19 protein-coding genes are annotated in these 22,656 nt (G+C 57.7%); 10 read left to right on the plus strand and 9 right to left on the minus strand.

Translation table 11 applies throughout. The features are described 5' to 3' along the window. Positions 1-15: 15 nt before the first annotated feature. From olsB to F0155_RS04890, 8 genes are all read right to left on the minus strand, one after another. Positions 16-951 (minus strand): l-ornithine N(alpha)-acyltransferase, encoded by a 936-nt coding sequence (olsB, locus tag F0155_RS04855; RefSeq protein ID WP_204934389.1) that lies wholly within the window; start codon positions 949-951, stop codon positions 16-18. A 208-nt stretch (positions 952-1,159) separates the two neighbouring features. Further along, complete coding sequence (locus tag F0155_RS04860) at positions 1,160-3,550, minus strand: PAS domain-containing hybrid sensor histidine kinase/response regulator (RefSeq protein WP_208999129.1); 2,391 nt, start codon at positions 3,548-3,550, stop codon at positions 1,160-1,162. Positions 3,551-3,665: 115 nt separating this feature from the next. After that, positions 3,666-5,192 carry a YifB family Mg chelatase-like AAA ATPase gene (locus F0155_RS04865; RefSeq protein ID WP_150523346.1) on the minus strand — a complete coding sequence of 509 codons (1,527 nt, stop codon included), beginning with the start codon at positions 5,190-5,192 and terminating at the stop codon, positions 3,666-3,668. A gap of 91 nt (positions 5,193-5,283) precedes the next feature. Further along, complete coding sequence (locus F0155_RS04870; protein WP_150523347.1) at positions 5,284-6,354, minus strand: M48 family metallopeptidase; 1,071 nt, start codon at positions 6,352-6,354, stop codon at positions 5,284-5,286. 68 nt (positions 6,355-6,422) lie between these two features. Continuing rightward, positions 6,423-9,407 carry a DNA polymerase I gene (polA, locus tag F0155_RS04875; RefSeq protein WP_150523380.1) on the minus strand — a complete coding sequence of 995 codons (2,985 nt, stop codon included), beginning with the start codon at positions 9,405-9,407 and terminating at the stop codon, positions 6,423-6,425. A gap of 87 nt (positions 9,408-9,494) precedes the next feature. Beyond that, on the minus strand, positions 9,495-9,770 hold the full coding sequence (locus F0155_RS04880; RefSeq protein WP_150523348.1) for a hypothetical protein: 276 nt from the start codon (positions 9,768-9,770) through the stop codon (positions 9,495-9,497). A gap of 49 nt (positions 9,771-9,819) precedes the next feature. Further along, the gene (locus F0155_RS04885; RefSeq protein ID WP_150523349.1) at positions 9,820-10,857 is read right to left on the minus strand and encodes an acyltransferase family protein; all 1,038 of its coding nucleotides are present in this window, start codon (positions 10,855-10,857) and stop codon (positions 9,820-9,822) included. Positions 10,858-11,010: 153 nt separating this feature from the next. Further along, positions 11,011-11,550, minus strand: a complete 540-nt coding sequence (locus F0155_RS04890) for an FxsA family protein (RefSeq protein ID WP_192913753.1) — start codon at positions 11,548-11,550, stop codon at positions 11,011-11,013. Positions 11,551-11,795: 245 nt separating this feature from the next. Between F0155_RS04890 and F0155_RS04895 the strand changes: the two genes are divergently transcribed. The 10 genes from F0155_RS04895 (at position 11,796) to F0155_RS04940 (ending at position 22,389) form a co-directional block, all read left to right on the plus strand. Continuing rightward, positions 11,796-12,530 carry a Tim44/TimA family putative adaptor protein gene (locus F0155_RS04895; protein ID WP_150523351.1) on the plus strand — a complete coding sequence of 245 codons (735 nt, stop codon included), beginning with the start codon at positions 11,796-11,798 and terminating at the stop codon, positions 12,528-12,530. Then, positions 12,527-13,711: a murein transglycosylase A gene (gene mltA / locus F0155_RS04900; RefSeq protein WP_208999130.1), complete on the plus strand. Its 1,185-nt coding sequence runs from the start codon at positions 12,527-12,529 to the stop codon at positions 13,709-13,711. Before F0155_RS04895 ends, mltA begins: the two co-directional genes overlap by 4 nt. Beyond that, entirely contained in the window at positions 13,708-14,277 is a 570-nt protein-coding gene (locus F0155_RS04905) for a Smr/MutS family protein (protein WP_150523352.1), read from the plus strand. Before mltA ends, F0155_RS04905 begins: the two co-directional genes overlap by 4 nt. A 3-nt stretch (positions 14,278-14,280) precedes the next feature. Next, complete coding sequence (locus F0155_RS04910) at positions 14,281-14,652, plus strand: helix-turn-helix domain-containing protein (RefSeq protein WP_150523353.1); 372 nt, start codon at positions 14,281-14,283, stop codon at positions 14,650-14,652. A gap of 99 nt (positions 14,653-14,751) precedes the next feature. Next, a complete protein-coding gene (locus F0155_RS04915) occupies positions 14,752-17,601 on the plus strand; it encodes a [protein-PII] uridylyltransferase (protein ID WP_150523354.1) in 2,850 nt (949 codons plus the stop codon). Between the two features lie 34 nt (positions 17,602-17,635). Continuing rightward, positions 17,636-19,195, plus strand: a complete 1,560-nt coding sequence (gene murJ / locus F0155_RS04920; RefSeq protein ID WP_150523355.1) for a murein biosynthesis integral membrane protein MurJ — start codon at positions 17,636-17,638, stop codon at positions 19,193-19,195. Between the two features lie 121 nt (positions 19,196-19,316). Next, on the plus strand, positions 19,317-20,396 hold the full coding sequence (gene trpS / locus F0155_RS04925) for a tryptophan--tRNA ligase (protein ID WP_150523356.1): 1,080 nt from the start codon (positions 19,317-19,319) through the stop codon (positions 20,394-20,396). A gap of 57 nt (positions 20,397-20,453) precedes the next feature. Beyond that, complete coding sequence (speB, locus tag F0155_RS04930) at positions 20,454-21,404, plus strand: agmatinase (RefSeq protein ID WP_150523357.1); 951 nt, start codon at positions 20,454-20,456, stop codon at positions 21,402-21,404. A gap of 64 nt (positions 21,405-21,468) precedes the next feature. Next, positions 21,469-21,789, plus strand: a complete 321-nt coding sequence (locus F0155_RS04935; protein ID WP_150523358.1) for a heavy metal-binding domain-containing protein — start codon at positions 21,469-21,471, stop codon at positions 21,787-21,789. A 9-nt stretch (positions 21,790-21,798) separates the two neighbouring features. Continuing rightward, a complete protein-coding gene (locus tag F0155_RS04940) occupies positions 21,799-22,389 on the plus strand; it encodes a GNAT family N-acetyltransferase (protein WP_150523359.1) in 591 nt (196 codons plus the stop codon). 14 nt (positions 22,390-22,403) lie between these two features. Here F0155_RS04940 and F0155_RS23635 read toward each other — a convergent pair. Continuing rightward, a partial coding sequence (locus tag F0155_RS23635; RefSeq protein ID WP_204934391.1) for a hypothetical protein occupies positions 22,404-22,656 on the minus strand: 253 nt, incomplete at its 5' end.

Below are 22,656 nucleotides of genomic sequence, written 5' to 3' on the forward strand. Positions count from 1 at the left end.
GCCCTGATCTCGGCGTCAGCTGGTGTATCGGCTGGCGTCGGCCCCGTAATAGTTCACATAACGGGAATTGAGTTCAGACACCGGCAGGATGATCAGGACATCCGTTGTGCCGAACTGGTGATCGATCACTGCCCCGTCACCGATAAATGCCCCAAGGCGCAGATAGCCTTTGACCAGCGGCGGAAGCGCTCGCAAGGCCTCTTTCGGGTTCAGATCCTCAGCCGGTAGAATATTCATGTTCACATATTGCTCGGGAAGCGCGGAAACACTCCATGCGTCAGGCGCGGCAGCAGTATGATGGAGAAACGACAGCTGGGTCGCCAGTTGCTGGGGGTCTGTCCCGGTCAGGGACGCGCATCCGACCATAACATCGATATTGTGCATCAGGACGTAGGACCAAATGCCATGCCAAAGCAGCTCGACGGTCTTCTTGTTACGATAAGGCTTGAGGACGCAGGACCGGCCCAATTCGAGAAAGCGCTTGCCCGGATTGGCGTCGATCAGTGGTTGGATAGCGAATTCGCCAGCGGTGTAGAACCCGTCATGACGGTCGGCCACCTCCTGCCGCAAAAGGCGGTAGGTTCCAACGATTTCCGGCTTCAGCTGGCCGATCTTGTTCCGCTTCAGCGAGCTGTGGTCCACCACCAGCATGTGGTCGCAATAGGCGTCATAGGGATCTGAATCGCGGCGGGTCGCCAAAGTCTGCGCATCGGCAATTGCCGACATTTCCTCATAGAATACGTGATAGCGAAGCTGCTGGGCTTTCCGGATTTCACGGGACCCTTTTGCGATCCGAACCTCAAGCGCGCCAATCCTGCCAAAACTGTGTCCGGGTTTGAAGGCCACCGAACTTCCCGGCTGCGTGATTGCTGCGGGCGTTGCGGCCTTGAACCGGGCAACGGGCGAGAATTTTTGTACCAGTTTCTTTGGCGAGAATAATCCTGACCGCATCATGGGTCACCAGTCCCTGCTCTGATCTGTGCCTCCCGAACTGGTCCGGCAGGCCCTGGACAATTCGGAACGAGAAAATGTGCCTAACACATAGCCATCACAGTATCCGATTTACAGTATGGTAAACCATATATTTCCAACAGAACAATGACAGCCGCATCGGAACAGGGCGATCTGAAAGGCCGAATTTTTGGTAAGAACCTGAAAATCAGGCAGGTTTTGCCTCGGCAATTTTCAAAAGTGCCGTCTGGATTGCATCTTCGGTCAACGGCTTCGTGATGTAGCCGAGTGCGCCGATGTCGCGTGCCTTTTCACGGGCATCTTCCATGACATCGGCCGATACGATGACGAAGGGAACCGGCGTCTTGCCGAGGGCTTCTTCCTGAATCCGGATCTGCCGCATCGCTTCCAGACCGTCGAGACCGGGCATATGGAGATCGGTGAGGATCAGGTCGAACTCTTCCTGTGCCGCAGCAGCAACGGCGCTCTCACCGTCGGCGACCATCACGGCTTCATGGCCAAGCTTGCGCAGCAAGGCCTCGCAAAGCAGGCGGTTGATGTCGTTGTCTTCGGCCACAAGCAGCTTCAGGGGGCGCACGGTCTGGCGGATTGTCGTGCCCGGAGATCCGCCTTCCTGATAGGTCACCTCCGCATCCCACAGACGGTCGGCATCGTTGTTTTCCAGAAGACCGGAAACAACATGTTCCAAAGTCTCCGAGCGCACAGGTCGGATGACATAAGCACCATATCCCGCCTGCCGCAGTCTCTGCAGGCGTTCGCGTTCAGAAGGAGAAATCATCACGACGGCAGGGGCGTCGCATCCGGCAAGGCGGGCGGTCGCAATCCAGGCGCCGCTGTCTTCAACGCAGGCATTGCTGACCAGAACAAGGTCGGTTGCCGCCAGAAGGTCATCGAGCCCGTCGGCACCGGGCGCACAGATATCGGCATTTGCACCTTGTTGGCGAAGCCGGTCCGCAATGAGCCTGCACTCGACGCCCTTGGTGCCGATTAGAAGAACATGACGGCCTTTATAACGTGTCTTCGCATCATCGGCAGGATCACGGAGAGCCTCGGGGATTGGCAACGTGACTTCGAACTGGGCGCCGCCATTGGGCACGGCACTTGCCCGGATATCGCCGCCCATGAGCTTGGTAAGGCGTTGGGCGATGGCAAGGCCCAGCCCCGTTCCGCCAAATTTGCGGGCCGGACCGTGGTCGACCTGTTCGAATTCCTCGAACAAGCGATCGGCTTCCTTCTCGTCAAAGCCGATCCCGGTGTCACGCACGCGGATCTTCAGGAGGCTTCCGCCTTCTGCATCGGCAGTCCCGTCTATTTCGATGGAAATGCCGCCTTCGTCGGTAAACTTCACGCCGTTGCCGGCAAGGTTGAACAGGATCTGGCGAACACGCGTCGCGTCGACCGTCACCACATCGGGTAAGGCCGGGTCGAGGCGCGAGCCGATCTCAAGGCCCTTTGCATGCGCCTTGGGGGCCAGCAGCTCGACGACACTGTCGGCGAGCGAAGACAGACGTGTCGGCGCTTTTTGAATATCGAGTTTGCCAGCTTCGACCTTGGAGAAATCCAGCACCTCGTCGATCAGGAACAGCAGGGTTTCGCCGGATGTTTCCAGAGCTTCGATATAGGCGATCTGTTCCTTGGTGAGACGCGTGTCCCTGAGAAGCGTCGCCATCCCGAGAATGCCGTTTAGAGGCGTGCGGATTTCGTGACTGACAGTGGCAAGAAAGCGGGACTTCGCCTCGTTGGAGCTTTCGGCGGAATGCCGCGCCGCGAGCAATTCTTCCTCGATCATGCGTCGGTCGGTGACGTCCCGCAGCACCGTCTGGACAAGCGGTTGTTGAGTGATTGCATCGCGAACCGGACTGTCGAGGCGGGAGAACCAGCGCTCTCCGCGAACAGTCTTCAGCTGCAAATCGCCAAATCCCATCGTTGATCCGGTCTGCTTTGGTTCGGACCCGGTGGTCTCGGGCAGGACTGACAGCCCGGCCAGTGAAAAAGGCTCACCGATGCGGGGGGCACTGGCATCGCCAAAAGTTTCCCGCGCGGCCGCATTCGCGTAGACGATCTCGCCGTTCGTATCGCGCCGAATGATGACGTCGCCCAGGGTTCCAAGAATGCTGGCCTGCCGCTCGTCGGATTCGCGCAGCTCCCACATTCTGTCTTCCAGTTCCTCGCAGCGGTCCATGAGGCGGCGGATCTTGTCATCCTTCGCATCCGTGGCGGCAGCGCTGCGCTGCATGTCATCTTCCATCAGACGCCAGACGGCGAGCCCGCCGGCAAAGAAGGCAGCAGCGACAGAAAACAGCCGCAGCGGCGATGGAGCACTCAGGAAGAAAAAGGCGGCCAGAACCCCGGCCAACATCCCGGTAATAGCAAGAAAATGAAGAACCTTGCGCGGAAATGGAGCCTGATCCAGTTCCGTTTCTGAAGACATATCAGATGTGATGCGGTGATCATCGGCCTTTGCAGGCGGATGTACGGAAGGCGAGTCCCCTGCCGCCTTTGAAGGCGTCGCGGAGCCGGTTTCCTCGCTGGACTCGGGATCCGGGGCAGAGGACGGTTTCTTGGACTGAAGACTCAATTCCGATACTCACAACAGTCGATACTGATGTCAGTCTCGGCGCAAAACTTTGATAAACCGTTGTCTGCCGGAAAAAGGACATGGTCAAACCCGGCAGACGGTCTGCTTTTGCAGGTCAGGCAGCCTGACGAAAGAGGGTTTCACCCCGCAGGCTCAAGGCCTCTGCAAGGTGAATGCGACCAACTGTTTCCAGACCATCAAGATCTGCAAGGGTCCGGGCCAGCTTCAAGACCCGGTGATAACCGCGCGCACTGAGGGCAAGGGTGTCGGCCGCTTCGCCAATGAAGGTTCTGGCCGCTGTATCCAGGGGAACCAGCATGTCGAGAAGGCCAGCAGGAGCATGGGCGTTCGTGCGCATCGCGAGGCCCTGCCGCCTGAAGCGATCTTCCTGTATCGCCCGAGCCTGAGCCACCCGTCTGGCAACATGTTCAGACGCCTCGCTCGTTCCTGGATTGATAAGATCACGAGCGGTGACGGCAGGGACTTCGATCCGAAGATCAATCCGGTCCAGAAGAGGCCCTGAAAGGCGCGCCTGATAGTCCGCACGGCATTTCACGCCCCGGCTGCACTGGTGGCCCGGTTCTCCGGCATGACCGCATCGGCAAGGGTTCATCGCGGTTATCAGCTGAATGCGTGCGGGATAACTGACCCGATGGTTTGCCCGGGCGATCACGGCCTCGCCGGTTTCCAGCGGCTGGCGCAGACTGTCGAGCACTTGCGGGTTGAATTCCGGCAATTCGTCGAGAAACAAGACGCCGTTATGGGCAAGGGACACCTCGCCCGGTTTTGCCCGCATGCCGCCGCCGACAAGGGCCGCCATGGATGCCGAATGATGCGGCGCGCGAAAGGGCCTGCGATCCGTCAGCTTGCCATCTGCCAGCTCTCCGGCCAGAGAGGCAATCATGGAGACTTCCAGAAGCTCTCGTGGTTCCAGTGGCGGCAAGATGGACGGAAGGCGGCTTGCGAGCATGGATTTCCCGGCTCCGGGAGGACCAACCATCAAAAGGTTGTGGCCGCCAGCTGCGGCGATTTCGAGGGCCCGTTTGGCACTTTCCTGCCCGCGCACATCCGCCAGATCTGGCAGCCCCACGCCCTGCCCCCGCAGTTTTGCAACCGGACGGGAGAGAACCTGCGTGCCCTTGAAGTGGTTGGCCAGCTGAATGAGCGAGCGGGGCGCAAGGATATCCATCTCGCGGTCTGCCCAGGCAGCCTCGCTGCCACATTCCTTCGGACAAATCAGTCCTTTGCCCAATGCGTTTGCACCCATGGCGGCAGGCAGAACCCCGGCGACAGGGGCCAGATTTCCGTCAAGTCCCAGTTCGCCAAGGACCACATAGTCCTGAAGCTGGTCCGCCGGAAGGGCTCCGATGGCAGCCATGACGCCAAGCGCGATGGGAAGATCGTAGTGCGACCCTTCTTTGGGCAGGTCTGCCGGAGCGAGATTGACGGTAACTCGCTTGGCTGGGAGGGCAAGCCCGGAGGCATGCAGCGCGGCCCGCACCCTCTCGCGGCTTTCGCCAACCGCCTTGTCCGGCAGGCCGACAATCGTGAAGGCGACCATGCCCGGACCAACCTGCACCTGAACATCCACCGGAACCGCCTCAATGCCCTGAAAGGCGACAGTCGTCACGCGGCTTACCATATCAAAACTCCCGCAAAGGTTGTGATATTGGTAAACGACAATTAACTTCTGTCAAGAACAAAGAAGGAACGAGTGGTGCTCAAACGAGCGACTATCCTTGAATCCATTCAATCGCAGTGTTCGTCCAGTTTCTGTCGAGGTCTGCAACTGCCTCCTGAAGAAACGATTTTTCGATCACTTCATAAATGGCTGAACGAATAACAGGTTCAATCTCGGGAAAGCGATCATATCCCAGCGCATTTAACCTCAGGGCGACGGATGGATGATCGCTCTCAGGGCGATCTTCTTCCGCCCAAGCCTTGGCACCATAGCGCTGAATGACGTCTGGATCAGACAGTCGTCGTGCAGTCTCGATGATCCGTTCCAGAGGTGGCCTTGGTGGCGTCATTGCCCCCATCATTTCGATGTCGATTTTTTGATGAACTTCTTCATCAAGCATCAGCGCAGCCGCAGATATTAGTGCAAGGAACCGAGCAACTTCTTCCTTTTGACCAGCATCAGCCGCAAACCGATCTGCTCTATATTCTGCTTCGCGACTTAGTCGAATTTCCTCTTTCGCCAATGGACCCGACAACCAGCCAAGGGCGGCATGCAATACCATTCCCGAGATTGTCTGGTCAGGTGGGGCGTATTCGAAAACGAATTCTACGGACCGTTCGAACTCCGCAAGTCGAAGGCCGCCATTAACATCCTTGAAGTGCAAATGGGCATTTTCGTGAGCGAGGATCGCACGCAGGGACGCCATATCGGTAATGGCCAGAAGAGGGATACCAACTACCAAAATGGTCCGGTTGCCAAGAAGGCCGTAGAACCTCCTCTGCGTGGCAAGTCCAGCGTTCAGTTCGCCACTGAGCAACATCACCGTCCGTCTGGCAATTTTTGGACCAGCGATTTCTTCCCAAGCTTTCCAAAGTCCAGGAGCATCGGATTTTGAAAGTCCCTTACCCTTGAATTTCCGTTGGCCTGCCAGAAGCGTGCCCAACAGCAAGGCTGTTGCCAGGCCAAAGAGAGGAATCATGAAAAGGGCTAAACCGAAAAACCAGCCAAGATGGATATCCAGAAGTGGTAGCCAGAGAAAAACGATCCCATAAGAAGGAATTACGAATATCAGTACCCCGAACCGGCCAAACCTTCTTGCAGACCAAAGAATAAACTTGGACATGATGAATAAACGAACCTCACGACACCGATCATCGCTGAAATCATAAACTGAGCATCAAAGTTTCTGCTCTAATGAGCCTCGTCCCAATTGTCGGCAGCGCGGGCGTCGACCTGCAGGGGGACCGAGAGTTTCAGAACCGGATCGCAGGCATTTTCCATGACATCCCGGACGACCGGGATCGTGGCGTCGACCTGATCTTCGGGAACCTCGAAAATCAGTTCGTCATGCACCTGCAGCAGCATCTGAGCGTCAAGCCGCGCTGCGGAAAGGCGATCTTCCATGCGCAGCATGGCCCGGCGCAGGATATCTGCGGCCGATCCCTGGATCGGGGCATTGATCGCCGCGCGTTCATAGAAATTGCGCATGTTCGGGTTGTTGGTGTTCACGTCCGGATAATGGGCCTTGCGGCCAAAAATGGTCGTCACATAACCGTTGGCATGCACTTCCCGCTTGATTGCTTCCATATAGTCCTTGATGCCGGGGAACCGCTCGAAATAGGTCTTGATATAGTCACCTGCCTCGCCGCGGGAAATTCCGAGCTGGGCGGCAAGGCCGAAGGCAGATATGCCGTAGATAATGCCGAAATTGATCGCCTTGGCCCGGCGGCGAACCATCGGGTCCATGCCTTCGATCGGTGTTCCGAACATTTCCGACGCTGTCATGGCGTGAATGTCCAGACCGTCCGCAAAGGCCTTTTTGAGCTGCGGAATATCCGCCATATGGGCAAGGACACGCAGTTCGATCTGGCTGTAGTCGGCCGAAATCAGCTTCATGCCCTTCTCGGCCACAAAGGCCTTGCGGATCTTGCGTCCCTCTGCCGTACGAACCGGTATGTTCTGCAGGTTCGGCTCGGAGGACGACAGACGCCCGGTGGTGGTCGCTGCCAGCGAATAGGACGTGTGTACGCGGCTCGTGGACGGATTGATGTATCCTGGCAGAGCATCGGAATAGGTGGACTTCAGCTTGGAAAGCTGCCGCCACTCGACGATTTTCGAGGGCAGTTCGTGACCTTCGGCGGCGAGGTCGTCCAGAACAGAGGCAGATGTCGACCAGGCGCCGGTCTTGGTCTTCTTGCCGCCGGGAAGACCCATCTTGCCGAAGAGAATGTCGCCGAGCTGTTTTGGAGAGCCGATATTGAAGCTTTCGCCGGCCATCTCACGGATTTCGCTCTCCAGCGCTGCCATGCCTTGGGCAAAGTCTCCGGAAAGGCGGGACAGCATTTGCCGGTCCACCGCGATGCCGCGCCGTTCCATGCGGGCCAGAACAGGCACCATCGGGCGTTCCAGTGTTTCGTAGACGCCTGCCATGCGATCAGACGCAAGGCGCGGTTTCAACACCTGCCAAAGGCGCAAGGTCACATCGGCGTCCTCGGCGGCATAGGCCGTTGCCTTGTCAAGCGGCACCTTGTCGAAGGTGATCATTGACTTGCCCGAACCGCAAACCTCCTTGAAGGGGATCGGTTTATGGCCAAGCCAGCGCTCGGACAATTCGTCCATGCCATTGCCGCCCTTGCCAGCATCCACCGTATAGGACAGCAGCATCGTGTCATCGAACGGGCTGACGTCAATGCCGCGCTGGATCATCACCAGCCAGTCATATTTGAGGTTTTGGGCGATTTTCAAAACGGCCGGATCTTCAAGCATCGGCTTCAGAAGATCGAGGGCCTCGCTCATAGGGATCTGGCCGGGAACGAGGCCGCCCCCACCCAGAAGATCCCCTTCGCCATCCACATGGCTAAGCGGGATGTAGCAGGCCTTGCCCGGAGCAGTTGCCAGCGAAATCCCGACAAGGTCCGCCTGCATGGCATCAAGCGATGTTGTCTCGGTGTCAAAGGCGACAAAACCGGTCTCGTAGGCATCCGCGATCCATGCTTTGAGCCGGTCTGTTGAGAGGACCTGTTCATAGGCACTGGTGTCAATCGTTGACGATTGGGCAGCTTCCGCCCTCGCCTCGGCAAGGCCTTGCGGCGTCATCATGCCTGAGGTGTCTGCTGTTGCCGCAGCTGCCGGAGACACCGAGGAGGCTGTCGGCGCGCCTCCTGCCCGTTCGGCTTGCCGTCCCTTATGGTCCGGTACATCCCAACCGGGCACTTCAAACTCGTCGGCCTCGATGTTGGCCACTTCCGCGCCGGTTGTTTCGGCAACGCGTTTTGTCAGCGTGGTGAAGCCCATGGCTTTCAGGAATCCGACAGCTTTCGGTCCGTCGATTTCCGAAACGGCGAGCTCTGCAACCGGCAATTCGACAGGCACATCCTGCTTCAGGGTGACAAGAAGCTTGGAGACGCGTGCCTGCTCGGCAAATTCAATCAGGTTTTCTCGCCGCTTCTTCTGCTTGATGGTTTCCGCTTGCGTCAGAAGTGTCTCCAGATCGCCAAACTCGTTGATCAGAAGGGCTGCTGTTTTCAGGCCAATGCCCGGAACACCGGGAACGTTGTCGACGCTGTCGCCGGCAAGAGACTGGACTTCGATGACCTTGTCCGGTCCAACGCCAAACTTCTCGAAAACCTCCGCCTCACCGATCACCTTGTTCTTCATCGTGTCGATCATGCCGACCTTCGGGCCGATCAGCTGCATAAGGTCCTTGTCACCGGAGACGATTGTGACCCGGGCCCCCATGTCGGTGGCCTGACGGGCATAGGTCGCGATCAGGTCATCGGCCTCAAACCCTTCCTGTTCGACACAATGAACCGAAAAGGCGCGTGTTGCCTGGCGGATCAGGCCGAACTGGGGGATCAGGTCTTCTGGCGGCTCCGGGCGCTGGGCCTTGTATTCGGGATAGATGTCAGACCGGAATGTTTTCGAAGAATGGTCAAAGATGACCGCAAAATGCGTCGGCTCGTCGCCCTCCTCCGGGGTCAAGCCTTCTTGAAGCAGCTTCCAGAGCATGTTGCAGAAACCGGAAACCGCACCCACCGGCAGACCGTCAGGCTTGCGGGTCAGTGGCGGCAGCGCGTGATAGGCCCTGAAAATGAATGTGGAACCATCCACCAGAATGAGATGGTCGTTTTCGGAAAGGGAGGGGGAGGAATTTTGCGTCGACATGGCGCGGATCATGCCCGCAGCGTCGGTCAGATGGAAGGGGGAATAAACCGCAGGACGGATTTTATGTGCAGCAACATCCCTGTCGGTCAAAGACCGCGATTATCCGGCAGCCCGCTCCTGATCGGAGATGCGTTTTGCGTCGGCCCAGTATTTCAGCCGATGAAGCGTCAGGACCAGTTGATAGCGGTCCAGCATATGCTCCGGTCCAAGGGCCATGTTCGCAAGCGTCGACAGCTCGTAACCAAGGTCGGAATTCAAGGGAATATTCGATCCGCTGAGCGCGCTCGTCGCGAACCAGGAGATGGCATGGGTGTCCACCTTGCCCCTTGCGGCGTCTTCCAGAAAACGCTCCGTCTTTTCAAGGATTCTGTTCATGTTCGCCCTGCAATTCGCCTCAAGAAAAATGTCAATTCAGATAGTCGCATCAGCTGGCCATTTCCGGCTCTTGTCGACTTCGATACGTACCCGAGAGATAGGCCCATCTGGGCCGCCGGAACAGGAACCACCCCAGTCCGGTTTTCTGGATGATCCAGAACAGAACCATCGGTCCGATGACCGCAAGTATGGTCACGGCCAGAGAGATCGTTCCAATGTCCTGTGGCCCGAACTTCAGGAGCAGAACCCGTGACACGGCCATGGGAAAGAAGAAGGCAAGGTAAATCACGATTGAGTTCTCGCCGAAATGGCGCAGGACATCAAATTTGCCGGCTTCCACGATCAATGTGCTTGCAAGGATGATCGCCCCCGCCCCTGCCGCCCCAAGGAGCAGGGAGACCACTGGCAATGTTGACCAGCCTCCAAAGACAGCAGCTCCATTGACCAGTCCCCAGACCAGAAGGAGGACAAGGCTCAAGGCCGTTCTCTCGCGGGCCCACTGCGCCAACTCGAAGATTTTTGGCGCAAACACGTAACCAGCATAAAAATAGACAAACCGGCTGGCGAACTCGTCCACAAGCAGAAAGCCGGTATGGACAGGCGCCATCTGAAGGAGAGCCGCCATGCCAAGAACGACCTGCCAGGGAATTCGTGCGCTGTGAGCAGCTTTGCAGACAACGAAGAAGATCGGCAGGATATAGATGAACCAGAGCGTCCCGAAGGGGTCGATGAAACTCCAAAGATACAGCCATGCGGTGCCTTGCCAGCCCATTTCGGCAGCGAAGACCGGAGCCTTTACCAAGAACTGGATGCTCATCCACAGCGCATAGAAATAGGCAAAGTGGACGACTTTCCGATCAAGGTAGAGCCGCCAGTCCCGATTGATCACATTGGCCAGAAAAAGTCCGGAGATGAGAAAGAAGTCCGGCATGCGGAAAGGGGCTGCAAAGGCAACGACCACATGCATCCAGCCTTGTTGCCCGGCTGCATTTTCGACGCCGAGCACGGAATGCATCATCACGACAAAGACAATGCAAATGCCTTTCGCCGTATCGACCCAATCCACTCGTGTGTTTTCTTTGGTCATCCGCCCAATCCGCAAATAGTAATTATGGACGGTAATATATAATACCAGAACAACCGTTAAACGGCATGGTTAATGACCGGAAAAAGTGCCGAGGTAGTGTGATATTTTCTTGTTTGATTAACCGAACGTGTAGATGCCTTCAAGGCAAGGACGCTAGTCAGGTTTGCCGGGATCTTTGGTAGTGTTCCCGCTTTCCGACCACGGGCTGATGCGAACCTGTCCGTCAGTTGCGCCGTCTGCAGAGGCATCTGCCCCACCACTCTTTGATGTCCAGTCGGCTTCATCCAGGTCGACAACGTGATCGCCGCTGCGGCGGCCCGCACCCGGATTGACGATCACCACATTCGACCGGGAGATGACAAACCGGGCAAGTGCCTCTCGAACAGGAGGCACGAACAGAAGAAGACCGATCGCATCGGTCACAAATCCGGGTATCAGCAGAAAGACACTTGCCAGCACGATCATGGCTCCATGCATGATTTCCGCTTCCGGCACCTTTCCCGCGCCCAGCTCATTCTGCAGTCGAGCCACCAGCGACAAACCCTGCTGGCGCAGCATCAATGTTCCCGCAATGGCGGTCAGAACGGTCAGGAGAACCGTCGGGAAGATGCCGATCGCCTGTCCAACCGCTATGAAAACGGCGATTTCGATCAGGGGCAAAAGGATGATGGCAAGGAGAATATAAAGTCCCACGGTCACTCCGACGTCTGGTATGATACCCTACAATTAGGTGGTTTCGACCGCAAATTCGAGACCTGATGCCCGTCTTGCGGCTCTGCTTGTGGGGTTAGTTGCAAAAACCTTCTTGCTCTTGCCGTTGGATACTGGTTCAAGAACGCCTAGATAACTAGCAATGCTGGCAGTCAGGGCCTAGTCTTTGGTCCGGTAGCTGTGCACTATCCTCCTAACTGACACGATCATCGAGCCGGTAGAACGAAATGAATGAGATTTTCGACACATACAACATCATTTTCCTGGCCCTGGCAGTGTTTATTCTTTTCCGCCTGAAATCGGTTCTGGGCAAGCGAACCGGCAACGAACGGCCGCCGTTCGACCCTTATTCACGGCGCGAGGACAACGGTTCGAATGAGCCGGCGGGCGGACGTCAGACAGACAATGTCATTCCCCTGCCAGGCCAAGAGGCTGGTCATGAGACCCGTGTTCAGGAGCGTGAGGATAATGGCGATGTTGTCATCGACAAGGTGGCTCCGCAGGGCACCGCACTGAATCAGGCTCTGAAACAGATCCTGTCCGTTGACCGCAGCTTCGAACCCCAGGAATTCCTGCAAGGCGCACGCGCTGCCTACGAGATGATCGTGATGGCCTTTGCCGAAGGCGATCGCAAGTCGCTCAAGCAGCTCCTCTCGAAGGAGGTGTTCGATGGCTTTGTTGCTGCCATTGATGATCGCGAAAAGCGTGGCGAAACCATTGAATCCACCTTTGTCGGCATCGACAAGGCCGAAATCGTCGAAGCCGCTCTCAAGGATGGCATGGCGCAGGTCACCGTGAAGGTTCAAAGCCAGCTCATTTCCGCCACCCGCGACAAGGATGGTGAAGTGGTGGATGGCGACCCGAACAAGGTCACTGAAGTCGTCGATATCTGGACCTACGCCCGTGATACGAATTCACGCGACCCTAACTGGAAACTGGTGGCCACTGAATCGGCAGAATGACCGGTTCCGGTTACGTCCTTCTGGTTGCGCTGGGTCTGGTCGCGGCCACGTTCTCCGGGACCTCGGCGGCTATGGCAGACAACGGACACGTTCGGGAAATCTCGTTTTCGCAGATGAGCGGATGGTCGGAAGACGATCACGTCGCCGCCCTTTCCGCATTTTTGCGCTTCTGCGGCCGGGCCAATACAAAGGACGACAGGTTTCTTCTTCCCTCTGCTGATCTCTGTGACCGCGCTGCCAAAGCATCTTCACGGGCTTTGGACAAAGGCGGCGCTCGCCGGTTCTTCGAAGAAAATTTCATCCCTTTGGCCTTCCGGAAGACGGGCTTTGTTACCGGCTATTTCGAGCCGGAGCTTGCCGCATCCCGGTCGCATAGTTCCGATTATCCCGCTTCTCTGTTGGCAAAGCCCGACGGGCTTGTTGCCATAACTGACGCAAACAGGCCGGCAGACTGGCCCAGCGAACTTGCCCACGGGCGCGAAACCGGGGCTGGATTGGAGCCGCTTCCCGATAGGGGAGCGATCATGGATGGGGCGCTTGCTGCAGAAAATCTGGAGCTGGTCTTCCTGAAGGATCCGATTGACGCCTTTTTTGTTCATGTGCAGGGCTCGGCTCGCCTGCGTCTTGAAGATGGCAGCGTCATGCGGGTTGGCTATGCCGGAAAGACTGGTCATCCCTATTCTTCCATTGCTCGCGTACTTGTCGAGCGTGGCGAGGGAACGCCGGAACAGCTCACCATGTCCGGCTTGCGCCAGTGGTTGACCAGCAACCCGGACAAACAGGACGAGCTGTTCCGCCAGAACCGGTCTTTCATTTTCTTTCGGGAAATCGAGATCGTGAACCCGCAGGACGGTCCGATCGGATCAGCGGATTTGCCGCTTGTAGCCGGACGCAGCCTTGCGGTTGATCCGCGATACATACCTTTTGGCCTCCCGGTTTTTGTAACGTCCGAAGGGTTCGGAGCACATGTTGCTGCCGGATCTGCGCCCAGGGCACGGACCATGATCGCCGATGATTCTGGTTCGGCGATCAAGGGCGCGGCCCGCGGCGACATCTTTGTCGGCTCCGGTGAGAAAGCCGGACAACTTGCGGGGGAAATCCGGCATCCGGCTGAAATGGTCGTTCTGGTCCCCAATGAAGCCGTGGACAGGTTTCTTGCGCGTCTCAACGAGGCGTCATGACCAGCGGGCGGCGGAAGAAACGGGGGAGCCTCTCGCCTGAGGATCGGGAACTTTGGGGGCGGGTCACCCGCACGCTGACCCCATTGTCTCCAGACAGGATGCCGACGGATCTTGGAGAGCCGGAGGCCGAACCATCCCCACAGGCGTCAGTTGAGGCAAAGAGCCGTACAGACACCGCCTTGCTTGCAACGCCGAAGGTTCCGCCAGTACCCAAGCCACCACCCCTTCACCAGCTGGAGCACCGATTTCGCAAGAAGCTCGTTCGGGGAAGCAAGGCTATCGAGGCACGGATTGACCTGCATGGCATGACCCAGCATCAGGCTCATGGCGCATTGCGGGCGTTCTTGTATCGCAGCCAGGCAAAGGGCCACAAGGTAGTCCTTGTGATTACTGGCAAGGGGGGCGAAGGACGTGGTTTTATGGACGAACGCGGCGTTCTCAGGCGGGTTGTGCCCCAATGGTTGGCCATGCCGGACATCAGGACGCTGATTGTGGGATATGAAGAGGCGCACGCAGCCCATGGCGGCTCGGGTGCGCTCTATGTGCGAATAAGACGAAAAAGGTGAGACGTGACACCGCTTGGCGCCAAAATTCGCGAGTTGAGAACCAAACGGGGAGTGTCCCTGAAGGAAATGGCGTCCGAACTGGCGGTTTCCAGTGCCTATCTGTCGGCGCTTGAGCACGGCAAGCGTGGCAAGCCGACCTGGTTCATGGTTCAGCGGATCATCGCCTATTTCAACGTCATCTGGGACGAGGCAGAGGAAATCCAGCGCCTTGCGGAATTGTCAGATCCAAAGGTGACAATCGAGACATCCGGGATGGACCCGAAGGCCACGGAACTGGCAAACCAGCTGGCCCTGAAAATCGGCGGCCTGTCTCCGGACTCTCTGGGTCACCTCCTGCACCAGCTCAGGGTTGTCGCCGCAAAGGATGGTGTGTGACGCCGGAGCAGTGAATGCCCCGGCGAGAGTTGGGGCTTGCAATTTTGGACAAGTTCCTTTCCGATCCCGGACACCTGTCCCAACGCCCGTGGTTGCCGCATGCCAGCTTCAAAAAAAGCAGAATTTTCCTTGAAAGATCACGTCATCGATGCAGATGCGCTTCGCAATACGCTGACGGGCCTGACCAGAGACAGCGATGGCAACGGTGCGGATATGAAAGTTCGCACCAAGGTTCTGGGTGAACTGAAGACGGCCATGAAGCAAGGCCGTGAAGCCATCCGGCATCAGCTGGAAGAGGATGGTCAGGGTCTGGAATGCGCCAAGCGGCTCTGCCATCTGCAGGACGACCTGATCCGTGTGATCTATGATTTTGCTCTCTACCATGTCTATCGGGTTACCAATCCGTCCGTCGGCGAACGCATGTCGATCGTTGCGGTTGGCGGCTACGGGCGCGGAACGCTGGCCCCCGGTTCAGATGTCGATCTCCTGTTTGTCCTTCCCTACAAACAGACCCCATGGGGCGAGCAGGTTGTCGAATACATCCTCTATCTCCTGTGGGATCTGGGGCTGAAGGTCGGGCACGCCACCAGAAACATCGACGAGTGTGTCCGCCTGTCGAAGTCAGACATGACGATCCGCACGGCCATTCTGGAGGCTCGCTACATCTGGGGGGATGAAGAGCTGTTTTCGGACCTGATCAAACGGTTCGACGAGGAAGTTGTGGCCGGAACCAGTTCGGAATTCATCGAGGCCAAGCTGCAGGAACGTGACGATCGACACGACCGACAGGGCACCTCCCGTTATCTGGTCGAGCCGAACATAAAGGAAGGCAAGGGCGGTCTGAGGGATCTGAACACCCTGTTCTGGATCGCCAAGTATCACTACCGGGTGCGCCAGCAGTCGGAGCTGGTGAAACTCGGCGTCCTGTCACGTGGCGAATATAACCGCATGGTCAAGTCGGAGGATTTTCTCTGGGCGGTGCGCTGTCACTTGCATTTTCTCACTGGGCGGGCGGAGGAGCGTCTGTCCTTCGACGTTCAGCGGGACATCGCTGTGAAGCTCAACTACACCCAGCACCCTGGCATGCAGAATGTCGAGCGGTTCATGAAACACTATTTCCTTGTTGCAAAGGATGTCGGTGATTTGACCCGCACCTTGTGCGCCGCTCTGGAAACCCAGCATGTGAAGGCGCCGGAAGGGACAACATTCGGCAGGCTGGTGCGCAGGTTCCGCCCCGGCTGGTCTCCGGTGCGAGCGAAACCTGTGGAGGGCAACCCCGGTTTCCTTATCGAAAACAACCGCCTCAACATCTCGTCGCCAAAGGTTTTTTCCGACGATGCGGTGAATCTTCTGCGGGCCTTCCAGATCACCGAGAAGCACCAGTGTTATCTGCACCCGGAACTCAACAAGAGCATCCGGCGATCCCTGAAGCTGATCGACAGCAAGGTCCGCACCGATCCGGAAGCCAACCGCCTGTTCCTGTCGATCCTCACGTCCCGAAACCAGCCCGAAACCACCTTGCGCAAGATGAACGAGACGGGGGTTCTCGGTCGCTTCGTGCCTGATTTCGGCAAGGTCGTGGCGATGATGCAGTTCAACATGTATCACCACTACACGGTCGATGAGCATCTCATTCGCTCGGTCGGCGTTCTGGCGGAAATCGAGCGCGGGGATTCAGGCGAGAACCACCCGCTGTCGACCGAACTCATCCGCACATTGAAGAACCGAAAGGTTCTCTATGTCGCCATGTTCCTGCATGATATCGCCAAGGGTCGGCCTGAGGACCACTCCATTGCCGGAGCCAGAATTGCGCGCAAGATCTGCCCGCGCTTCGGGCTCAGTGACTCCGAAACCGACACCGTTGCCTGGCTGATCGAGCACCATCTCGACATGAGCATGATCGCCCAAACCCGCGATCTGACCGACCCGAAGACCATTTCCGACTTTGCCGGAAACGTGCAGTCGCTTGAAAGGCTGAAGCTCCTCCTGATCCTGACCGTCGCGGATATCCGGGCCGTTGGTCCGGGCGTCTTCAACGGCTGGAAGGGTCAGTTGCTGCGCACGCTCTTTTATGAAACCGAACCGCACCTGACCGGCGGCCATACGCGCGCGCCCAACAAGCAGGTGGTCGCCCGTGCAAAGGCAGAACTTCAGGACGCGCTTGCCCATTGGCCCGAGGAGGCTCGCGAAGCCTATGTCGGGCGCCACTATCAGGCCTATTGGCTGCGGGTGTCCCCGGAGCGGCGGGTTGCCCACGCCGAGCTGATTCGCAAGGCGGACGCGGCAAAGGACAGTCTGGCATTCGATGTCATCCCCCACGCTTTCGAAGGTGTGACGGAAATCACCGTTCTGGCGCCGGACCACCCGCGCCTCCTGTCCATCATTGCCGGAGCCTGCGTGACCACGGGTGCCAATATCGTGGATGCACAGATCGACACGACGACGGACGGGTTCGCTCTGGACACGATCTTCATCAGCCGTGAACTGCCGGATGACAATGACGAGCGCCGACGCGGGCAACGTATCACCGACCTGATTTCGAAGGCCCTTCAGGGCAAGACCCGTCTTGGCGGCAGCGGGGCAGCAAAGGCCGCCCTCAAATCGCGCATGAAGGCCTTCAAGGTCTCGGCAGAGGTTCTGGTCAACAACTCCATCTCCGACGACTACACGGTTGTCGAAGTCACGGGTCTCGACCGCCCCGGCCTTCTGTTTGACCTGACACGCGCCATTTCAACGCTCAACCTGAATATCGGATCCGCCCACATCACCACCTTTGGCGAGAAGGTTGTCGATGTTTTTTACGTAACCGACCTGACCGGACAGAAAATTTCCAATATTGGACGTCAGGAAGTGATACGCGAACGGCTGGAAGCGGCGGTAGAGGGCGAAATCGACATGAGCGGATCAGCTCCGGCAACCCGGCGATCCACTCAGGCGCAGTCCGGCTGACTTTCGCCAGCGACCATTTGGAGCCACAAGGCAAATGAGCCTCTTGAAGAATTTTGCAACGGTGGGCGGTGCAACGCTTGCCAGCCGATTGCTCGGGTTTGTCCGCGACCTCTTGCTGGCTGCAGCCGTGGGAACCGGCCCGGTCGCCGACGCCTTCGTGGTGGCTTTTCGCCTTCCCAACCTGTTCAGGAGGCTATTTGCAGAAGGGGCCTTCAACTCGGCCTTTGTACCGCTTTTCGGCAGAGCCGTGGAAGAGCAGGGCGAGGAGGGCGCGCGTCGGTTCGCTGGTGAAATCGGATCGGGCCTTCTCTTCTGCCTTCTGGTCCTGACTGCCCTTGCCCAGATCTTCATGCCGGTCGTGGTTTGGGCGCTGGCTCCCGGTTTCGTGGGGGATGCGGAAAAGTTCGATCTGACGGTTCTGATGGCCCGGATTGCCTTTCCCTATCTCATTTTCATGTCCCTGCTTGCCTTTATCGGCGGTATCCTGAACACCTATCAGCGTTTTGCAGCCGCAGCCTTTGCCCCCGTCATGCTCAATGTCGTGATGAGCATCGTTCTTGGCGGTGTTCTTTTTCTGGGCGTGGAAGACAACACGACGCTCGGCATCATTTTGACCGTTGGCGTCACGGTTGGTGGGATCGTGCAGCTTGCCGTCGTGCTGATCGATCTGAGGCGGCTCGGATTTTCCATTCCCGTCTCCCGCCCGAAATACACTGCGTCCGCAAAACGGTTGCTGGCACTGGGCATTCCCGGCGTTGTTGCCGGAGGCGTCACTCAGATCAATGTGGCGGTCGGGCAGATCATTGCCTCCATGCAGGATGGTGCCAACTCGCTGCTCTATTATGCGGACCGGCTTTATCAGCTGCCGCTTGGTGTGATCGGGATTGCCATTGGAGTGGTTCTTCTACCCAGCCTGACGCGCCAATTGCGGTCCGGTCAGGAGGACCAGTATCAACGCAGTCTCAACAATGCGTTGGAGTTTTCGCTGGTCCTGACCCTGCCTGCGGCTGTTGCTCTTGCGGTCGTTCCGCATGAGATAGTTTCTGTTCTCTTCGAGCGTGGCAAGTTCGGTCCCGAGGCAGTCGAGGGAACAGCGGCAGCGCTTGCCGCCTTTGCCATCGGCCTGCCGGCCTTTGTGCTGAACAAGGTGTTTTCGCCGGGCTATTTTGCCCGCGAGGACACCAAGACACCGATGAAGTTCGCGACTGTCGGTCTGGTCATAAACGTTGCCCTTTCAGTGTTGCTGTTTCCGATGTTCCAGCATGTGGGTATTGCCCTTGCGACGACCATTGCGGGATGGATCAACACCGGCCTTCTGGTCGGCGTCTTGTGGCGCAGAGGGCACTTTTCGCCAAATCTGACCGTGTTGAGGAAGATCGGATTGATCCTCGTCGCCAGCCTGGTCATGGGTGTCGTCGTTCATCTCATCTCGAGCCATCTGCAACCCTATTTGACCCACGGGAGCCTGTTGGTGCGCCTTGGCGGGCTAGGCGGGCTGGTGGTCGTGGGGATCGTCACATTCGGTGCCATTGCGCAGGTGACCGGTGGCAGCAATCTGGTCGCCCATGCCAAGTCCTTCCGGCGGCGGAAATAAACCGTCTCTGCAAGTTGTCCGCAATCCGTCTTGCATTGCCGTCACGGTCTGCCTATGACCGTTTCCGCACATAGACCCTGCAGGCCCTTCCAACCGGCCCTGTCAAACAATGGATGTCTTCATGACTGAGTTTCAGCCACGCGTCTTTTCCGGCGTGCAACCGACCGGCAATCTTCATCTCGGCAACTATCTCGGCGCGGTTTCCCGCTGGGTTCCGCTGCAGGACCAGATGCCGACAATTTTCTGTGTGGTCGATTCCCACGCCATCACGGCCAGCTTCCCGAATGCACAGGAATTGACCGATGCCACGCGTGAGGTAACCGCCGCCTATATGGCCGCCGGGATTGATCCGAAAAAGTCGATCATCTTCAACCAGAGCCAGGTGCGCGAGCACGCTGAACTTGCCTGGATTTTCAATTGCGTGGCGCGCATGGGCTGGCTGAACCGCATGACGCAGTTCAAGGAAAAGGCGGGCAAGAACAAGGAAAATGCATCCGTTGGCCTGTTCGCCTATCCGAACCTGATGGCGGCAGACATTCTGGCCTATCGCGCAACCCATGTGCCGGTTGGCGATGACCAGAAGCAACATCTGGAACTGACGCGCGACATTGCGGCCAAGTTCAACAACGATTTTGCAGAGCGCATCAAGGAGCTCGGCATTGGTGTGCCGAACCCCACGCCGTCTCCCGAATTGCCGGAATATCTCTATTTCCCGATGACGGAGCCGATGATTGCAGGCCCTGCAACCCGCATCATGTCGCTGCGTGACGGCACCAAGAAGATGTCGAAGTCTGATCCGTCGGACCTCTCCCGCATCAACCTGAACGACGATGCCGACGCGATCTCGAAGAAGATTCGCAAGGCAAAAACCGATCCGGACGCCCTGCCGAGCGAAGTGGACGGCCTGAAGGATCGCCCGGAAGCGGACAATCTGGTTGGCATCTACGCCGCCCTTTCCCAATCGTCCAAGGAAGCGGTTCTGAAGGACTTTGGCGGACAGCAGTTCTCGGCCTTCAAGCCGGCGCTCTCCGATCTTGCGGTTGAGAAACTGGCACCGATGACCGACGAGATGCGCCGCCTGACGGCTGATCCGACAGAAATCGACAAGGTGCTGAAGGCAGGTGCAGAACAGGCTTCAGCTATCGCCGAGCCAGTACTGAAGGAAGTCCGTAAGATCATCGGTTTCCTCGACGTTCGCTGACAAATACCGAAAAAATGATCTAGGCTCTCCCGAACACGGTTTGGGAGGGCCTTTTTCATGGCACACGGATATGAGAGCGGCAGGTTGAACTTGCCCTTTGTCGGTATTTGTACATTCGGAAAATACCCTTATCAGCCGGACTGGGATGCCATTGATGCAGATGTGGCGGTTCTGGGCGCACCGTTTGATTTCGGAACCCAATGGCGATCCGGCGCACGCATGGGGCCGCGGGCAATCCGCGAGGCGTCTACCCTGTTTTCCTTCGGCCACGGCGGAGCCTATGACTTCGAGGATGATATTACCTATCTTCCCGCCGAGACGACCCGGATTGTCGATATCGGCGACTCGGATATCATTCACACCGATACGATCCGCAGCCACGCGAATATCGAGGCTGGTGTCCGGAAAATCCTGAAAGCAGGAGCACTTCCTGTTGTCCTCGGCGGGGACCACTCCATAAACATTCCCTGCATCAATGCCTTTGATGACCAGCAGCCGATCCATGTCGTTCAGATCGATGCCCATCTTGACTTTGTCGACGAACGGCATGGCGTGCGCTATGGCCATGGCAATCCGATGCGGCGGGCGGCTGAAAAACCCTATGTCACCGGCCTCACCCAGATCGGCATTCGCAATGTCTCCTCTACCGCCCGTGAAGGGTATGAGGATGCCCGGCGCATGGGGTCGGACATCCAGTCTGTCCGACATTTCCGCAAACTCGGCGTCGACGGGATGCTTGCCCGTATTCCGGAAGGAAAGCGCTATTATCTGACCATTGATATCGACGCCTTTGATCCCTCGATTGCACCGGGAACCGGGACGCCCAGTCATGGCGGGTTTAACTACTATGAAGTGCTGGAGTTGATCGACGGACTGGCAAAGCGGGGGACCATTGCGGGGCTGGATCTTGTCGAGGTGGCTCCAGATTATGACCCGACCGGCTCTACCGGCATTCTGGCGGCACAGATCCTGATGAACACCATCGGACGCATTCTCCATCACCGCTAGACGCCTTGCGGGGCAGATGGCGGGTTCCTATCTGGAGAATATTGCAATCTGAAGGAGCAAGCTGATGATCGTTACCACAACGCCGACACTGCAGGGCCGGGACATTGTCGAGTACAAGGGTCTGGTCACCGGCGAGGCGATCCTCGGTGCCAACATCTTCAAGGATCTTTTTGCAGGCATTCGGGACATTGTTGGCGGACGGTCTGCAGCCTATGAGGAAGAACTGGCCAAGGCTCGCCGGATTGCCATTGAGGAAATGACGGCGGAAGCCCATCGCCTTGGCGGCAACGCTGTTGTCGGCGTGGATCTCGATTATGAAACTGTGGGACAAGGTGGGTCGATGCTGATGGTCAGTGCCACGGGAACCGCCGTGGTCATCCGGTAAACAAGCTTCATGGTGGATTTTGAAATCAGGCGCGGGTTCTCCGAGGAACACCGCAAGCGGGCAGCTTTGCTCTTCTGGCAGGCGTTTTCCGGCAAACTCGGAAAGTTTCTTGGCCCTGACGAAAGGGCGCTTGCCTTCTTTGAAAGCGTGCTCAATCCGGCGTTTTCGCTGAGTGCCGTGGCTCCGGATGGCAGGCTGCTCGGCATGGCCGGTTTCAAGACGAGTGAAGGTGCGCTGGCGGACGGCAAATTGAAGGATACCGCCGCAGTCTATGGCTGGTTCGGTGGCTTGTGGCGCGGGCTTTTGCTGGAGTGCCTTGCACGGGATCTTGAGCCTGACACGCTGCTGATGGATGGAATTTTCGTGTCCGAGGAGGCACGCGGACAGGGGGTTGGCAGTGTATTGCTGGAGGCAATCTGCGCTGAGGCGAGAAGCCGTGACCTGAAAAAGGTCCGGCTGGATGTGATTGACACCAATCCCAGAGCAAAAGCGCTTTACGAGCGGTCGGGCTTTGTGGCGCGCTCAAAAAAGGAGACCGGCGTCTTTGCCGGTCTCTTCGGGTTCAATTATTCCACCGAAATGGTCAGAACAGTCTCTTAAAGCACGTCTCGTTTTTACTGAATAACTCGACGCGCTCTAAATAGTTGATTTGTCGCGGTTCCTAACGGCGAACCGGTGTCCAGTTCGCCTGGAAACGCTTTAACAGGCTGCTGAATAACCCGCTGGTTTTTTCGCTCAAATCCTGGTTGGATGATGACATCGTGATTGGCAATGGATAGATGCGGATGCGCGGTGCGGATTTTCGGCCTTCTCAGCTGTTTTCCTACGTGGATCTTGAGGCTCGCGTGCCAAAGGGGCACCCGCTGC

The sequence above is a fragment of the Roseibium sediminis genome (genome assembly GCF_008711325.1).
Taxonomy (GTDB): domain Bacteria; phylum Pseudomonadota; class Alphaproteobacteria; order Rhizobiales; family Stappiaceae; genus Roseibium; species Roseibium sediminis.